Source organism: uncultured Amnibacterium sp., from assembly GCF_964244015.1.
In the GTDB taxonomy this organism is placed as follows: domain Bacteria; phylum Actinomycetota; class Actinomycetes; order Actinomycetales; family Microbacteriaceae; genus Amnibacterium.
The window spans coordinates 1-4,008 of record NZ_CAXTHO010000137.1 but is presented as its reverse complement, the minus strand read 5'-3'; the positions used below and the strand labels follow the sequence as shown (position 1 = coordinate 4,008).

Annotated in this window: 5 protein-coding genes; 3 read left to right on the top strand and 2 right to left on the bottom strand. The window is 72.1% G+C overall.

Translation table 11 applies throughout. From position 1 onward, the window contains the following. Positions 1-79: 79 nt before the first annotated feature. From ACFE67_RS13050 to ACFE67_RS13040, 3 genes are all read left to right on the top strand, one after another. The gene (locus ACFE67_RS13050) at positions 80-589 is read left to right on the top strand and encodes a GIY-YIG nuclease family protein (RefSeq protein ID WP_375407310.1); all 510 of its coding nucleotides are present in this window, start codon (positions 80-82) and stop codon (positions 587-589) included. Between the two features lie 68 nt (positions 590-657). Beyond that, a complete protein-coding gene (locus ACFE67_RS13045; RefSeq protein ID WP_375407309.1) occupies positions 658-1,014 on the top strand; it encodes an ArsR/SmtB family transcription factor in 357 nt (118 codons plus the stop codon). Beyond that, positions 1,011-2,018: a cation diffusion facilitator family transporter gene (locus ACFE67_RS13040; RefSeq protein ID WP_375407308.1), complete on the top strand. Its 1,008-nt coding sequence runs from the start codon at positions 1,011-1,013 to the stop codon at positions 2,016-2,018. The genes ACFE67_RS13045 and ACFE67_RS13040 overlap by 4 nt, the downstream gene beginning before the upstream one ends. 57 nt (positions 2,019-2,075) lie before the next feature. On the opposite strand, the gene ACFE67_RS13035 is transcribed toward ACFE67_RS13040, so the two are convergent. Continuing rightward, positions 2,076-3,551, bottom strand: coding sequence for an NAD(P)/FAD-dependent oxidoreductase (locus tag ACFE67_RS13035; protein ID WP_375407307.1), 1,476 nt, complete (start codon positions 3,549-3,551; stop codon positions 2,076-2,078). A 62-nt stretch (positions 3,552-3,613) separates the two neighbouring features. Further along, positions 3,614-4,008: DUF501 domain-containing protein (locus tag ACFE67_RS13030; RefSeq protein WP_375407306.1), on the bottom strand; the 395-nt coding region annotated here is incomplete at its 5' end.

Genomic DNA, 4,008 nt, shown 5'->3' with positions numbered 1-4,008 from the left:
GACCTGTCCTACCGGCACGCGGCCGCCATGCAGCGGCAGATCCGCACTCCCCGCCCGCTGCGCCATCCCCGGCTGCGCGGTGCCCGCCGCGCGGCCCGAGCTGATCCCGCTCTGCGAGGACCATCTGGTGGTCGCGTCGGAGGCCCTCGGGCTCACGTCCGGGCTGTCGGACCCGCTGCCGTCGCCGTGTCGGCTGTGCGGATCGCGGCTCGGGATCCGGTTCCCGTCCGGGCGGGTGTGCGCGGTCTGCGAGTGGCCGCACGGCGACCATCTGGACGACGAGATCGCGCCGCCGCGGCTCGACATCGTCTACTACCTGCGATTCGGCGATCGGGTGAAGATCGGGACCACGACGAACCCACGGCAGCGCTTCACGGCGATCCGGCACGAGGCGGTGCTCGCCTTCGAGCGCGGGGACCGGCACGTCGAGCACCGCCGGCACGAGCAGTTCGCCGCCGAACGGGCCGGGAGCAGCGAGTGGTTCGACCTCTCCCCCGGCCTGCAGGCGCACATCGACACCCTCGCGGCCGGCGTCGACCCGTGGGACCGCTGGCGCCGGTGGATGGCGGAGGCGACCGCCGCGCGCTGACCGCTCCGGCGGCGATCCGCCTCCGGTCCGACGGCGAGCGCCGGTACCGCACGCTCTAGTATCTGCGCATGGATGCGGATACGCGCGGGTGCGGCCGGAGTCCAGAGAGTCCGTACGTCGAACTCGCCGTCGAGGTCTTCTCGATGCTCTCGGACGCGACACGGGTGCGGCTCATCCTCGCGCTGCGCGAGCAGGAGCTCTCCGTCGGCCAGCTCGCCAAGATCGTCGACAAGCCACCGGCGGCGGTGTCGCAGCACCTCGCGAAGCTGCGGCTCGCCCGCATCGTGCGCACCCGGCAGGAGGGGCAGCGCGTGTTCTACGAGCTGGCGAACGAGCATGCGATCCGGCTCGTGACGGACGCGATCCAGCAGGCCGAGCACGCGCTCGGTGAACCGCACCACCACCGGACCGCGACCTCCGCATGACGACCGGACACGGGCACGGGCACTTCCACGAGCACGAGCACCCCCACGACCATGGGCACGGGGTCCGCGGCTTCCTGACCCAGCTGTTCGTCCCGCACACCCATGACGCGGCCGACTCGATCGACGACGCCCTGGAGGCGAGCGGCGCCGGGGTGCGCGCGGTCAGGATCAGCCTGTTCGTGCTGCTCGGGACGACGCTGCTGCAGCTCATCGCGGTCGGGGCGACCTCGTCCGTCGCGCTGCTCGCCGACACGATCCACAACTTCTCGGACGCGCTCACCGCCGTGCCGCTGTGGATCGCGTTCGTGCTGGCACGCCGACCGGCGACGCGCAGGTACACCTACGGCTTCGGGCGGGCGGAGGACCTCGCCGGGCTGTTCATCGTCGCTGTGGTGCTGCTGTCGGCGATCGTGGCCGGATGGCAGTCGATCGACCGGCTGATCCACCCCCGCACGCCGGTCAACCTCGGCTGGCTGATGGTCGCCGGCGTGATCGGGTTCCTCGGCAACGAGGCGGTGGCGATCTACCGGATCCGGGTCGGGCGGCGGATCGGCTCCGCCGCGCTCGTCGCCGACGGGGTCCATGCGCGGACGGACGGCTTCACCTCGCTGGCGGTGGTGCTCGGCGCCGTCGGCGTCGCACTCGGGTTCCCGCTGGCGGACCCGATCGTGGGAATCCTGATCAGCATCGCGATCCTCGTGCTGCTCCTCGGCACCGTCCGCAGCATCGGCAGGCGGCTGCTCGACGGCGTCGACCCCGACCTCGTGTCGACCGCCGACCACGCGCTGCATCACGTCGAGGGCGTGCTGGATGTCCGCGAGCTGCGCCTCCGGTGGATCGGCCACCGGCTGGAGGGCGACGCGGAGGTGGCGATCGCGCCGATGACGGCACTCGCCGCCGAGCGGCTGGCCGCAGAGGCGGAGCGCAGCGCCCGAGGCCACCTCGGCCAGCTCGACCGGATGCGCATCCGCACGGTCACGACGGCCCCGGGCGACCCGCGATAGCTCCGACACTCTCCGTTTTGTAGGAAGGATGTTCCTACAAAACGGAGGGTGCGGGGGCTACTTCGTGGCGGGCTCCGGCTCGGGGGCCGGGTTCGCGTAGACCGGGGACTCGAGGCCCTTCGCGCCGGGCAGCTCGGGCTCGACCTCGGGCTTCTTGCGCGTGCGGGGCGCGCGCTTCGGTGCACCGGCGGGCTCCGGCGCCGCGGCGACCGGAGGCTTCGGGCGGGAGGCGAACGTCTCGAACGCGACCCGCGGGTGCTCCCGCTCGATCAGCTGCACCAGGTCGCGCCCGAGCACGAGGTTCAGGCCCCAACCGGCGACGACGCGGATCTTGCGCTCCCACGTCGGGATCGCGAGGCCGTGGTACCCACGGTGCATGACCCAGGCCGGGAATCCCGTCACCGCGATCTTGCCGGACTGGAACGCGCCGACGTAGAGCCCCAGGCCCGCGACCGCGCCGAGGCTCTCGTGGTAGTAGTCCTTCACGCCCTCGCCGCGGAGGGTCGCCGCGATGTTCTTCGCGAGCAGCTTGCCCTGGCGGACCGCGTGCTGGGCGTTCGGGACGCAGAAGCCGCCCACGCCCTTGCCCGTGAGGTCCGGGACGGCGGAGACGTCGCCGGCGCCCCAGGCATCGGGCACGATGTCGCCCTCGGCGGTGACGACGCGCAGGTCGGCCTGCACGCGGAGGCGGCCGCGCTCCTCGATCGGCAGGTCCGTGTTCCGCAGCATCGGCGATGCCATGACCCCCGCGGTCCAGACGATCACGTCGGACTCGAAGCGCTCGCCGGTGGACAGCTGGATCACGCCGCCGGTCGCGTCCTTCAGCTGGGTGTCGAGGTGCACGATCGCGCCGCGCTCGGCGTAGTTCTTCAGCACCCACTGCGAGGTCGGCAGGGACACCTCCGGCATGATCCGGCCCATCGCCTCGATCAGGTGGAGGTGCGTGTCGTCGAAGGTGAGCTGCGGGTAGCGAGCGAGCAGGGCGGACGCGAGCGACCGCATCTCACCGAACACCTCGATACCGGCGAAGCCGCCGCCGACGACCACGAAGGTGAGCAGCCGGTCGCGCGCGGGCCCGGGCGGCAGGTTCGCCGCGAGCTCGAAGTTGCGCACGATGCGGTCGCGGATCGCGACGGCCTCCTCGATCGTCTTCAGGCCGATCGCCTCGTCGGCGACGCCCGGGATCGGGAAGGTGCGCGAGACGGAGCCGGCCGTCACCACGATCTGGTCGTAGCCGAGCGTCCAGGGGTCGCCCACGGCCGGCGTGATCTCCGCGGTCTTCGTCGCGTGGTCGATCTTCGTGACCTTCGCGGTGATGACGCGCGAGCGCTTCAGATGCCTGCGCTGATCGACCACCGCGTGGCGGGCGTCGATGGCGCCGCCGACCACCTCGGGCAGGAAGGGCTGGTAGGTGAGGTACGACAGCGGGTCGACGACGACGATCTCCGCCTCGCTGGCGGAGAGCCACTTCTCCAGCTTCCACGCGGTGTAGAAGCCGGCGTAGCCGCCGCCGACGATCAGGATGCGAGTCACGAGACGTCCAGTTCCTTTCGACGAAGCCGGCCCTTCGAGGAGGACGGTTTTCGGGAGCGATGCTATCGGGGTGCTGGGGCGGGCCACGGACCGATGAGGGCCCGGACCACGGGTTCCGCTGCGGCTGCCTCGCTGAGCGCGAGGTCGCCGATCGGGTTCACGCCCGGGCCCGCGGCGAGTGCGTGGCCCGCGAGGGCGTGGAGGCATTTGACCCGGTTCGGCATGCCGCCGGCGCTGATGCCCGCCACCTCCTGCACCTCGCCAGCGGTGAGCCGATCGGCGAGGTAGGCGGCGTGCGCGTCGGCGTATTGCGGCGCGAGCGGGCCGCCGGCCTCGACGAGCGGGCTCCACTCGCGCATCCGACCCTCCGCCTCCAGTCGCGAGATCGCGGCGACGAGCGATGGGTGGGTCAGGTAGTAGAAGGTCGGGAAGGGCGTGCCGTCGGCCAGTCGCGGGG